This is a genomic window from Hyalangium versicolor (assembly GCF_020103695.1).
In the GTDB taxonomy this organism is placed as follows: Bacteria; Myxococcota; Myxococcia; order Myxococcales; family Myxococcaceae; genus Hyalangium; species Hyalangium versicolor.
Genome location: NZ_JAHXBF010000087.1, coordinates 1 through 991 on the forward strand (window position 1 = coordinate 1; position 991 = coordinate 991).

The 991-nt window shown below is 63.6% G+C and carries 1 protein-coding gene; it reads left to right on the plus strand.

What is annotated here, in order from left to right; all coding sequences use genetic code 11:
• Nucleotides 1–201 precede the first annotated feature (201 nt).
• Nucleotides 202–984 (plus strand): IS5 family transposase, encoded by a 783-nt coding sequence (locus KY501_RS54675; protein ID WP_224373255.1) that lies wholly within the window; start codon nt 202–204, stop codon nt 982–984.
• Nucleotides 985–991 lie beyond the last annotated feature (7 nt).

Here is a 991-nt window from a genome sequence, read left to right on the forward strand (position 1 = left end):
AGAGGGTGTTGACCTTGGGTGAGCAGGCTCAACCTGTAGTGTTTCCCCAGCAGCCAACCTAGTACAAGGCAGGCACAGGCAGCCTGCCAGCCCCTTCTCTGGCTTGCTGCTGTGTCAGGTGGGACACTGCGAGTCCTACCGAGCGGGTTGCCTGAAGCGCGCTCCCGTTCTATGGCCCAGGCCATGAGCCCTACGCCCCAGGTGGCTGACCGAAAGCACTACCCCTCGGATTTGACCGATGCTCAGTGGGAACTGGTGGAACCCTTTGTCCGAGGCAATCCCTTCGGCCCGCAGCCGGTGGTGCACCCCCGGCGCGAGGTGCTCAACGCCATCCTCTACGTCTCGCGCACCGGTGTGCAGTGGCGCTACCTGCCGCACGACTTTCCAGATTGGCAGAGCGTCTACTCGTACTTCCGGCAGTGGAAGAAGGACGGCACCCTCAAACTCATCCATGACGTGCTGCGCGGCAAGGTCCGAAAGCAGGCGGGACGCTCGCCGCAGCCCACCGCAGCCATCCTCGACAGCCAGAGTGTGAAGGCTGACATCCAAGCGGAAGCCCGAGGCTATGACGCCAACAAGAAGGTGAAGGGGCTCAAGCGCCACCTGCTGGTCGACACGTTGGGACTGGTGCTGGTGGCGTGGATAAGCACGGCCGATGTTCAGGACCGAGATGCGGCGGCGGCCGTGCTGCCACTGGCCACCGAGCAGTTCCCTTCACTGCAGAAGGTGTGGGCCGATGCAGCCTACGAGGGGCCTCGCGTGGAGCGCATCGCTCAGCAAGCCGGTGTCGAGGTGGAGATCGTGAAGCGCTCGGACAACACTCCCGGCTTCGTCGTCCAGGCCAAGCGCTGGATCGTGGAGAGGACGCTCGGGTGGCTGAGCCGAGAACGACGCCTGGCCAGAGACTACGAGCGAAAAGAGGAGTCGTCCGAAGCCTTCGTCTACCTGGGGATGATCCGACTGATGCTGGGCCGCCTTGCCTGAATGCCTT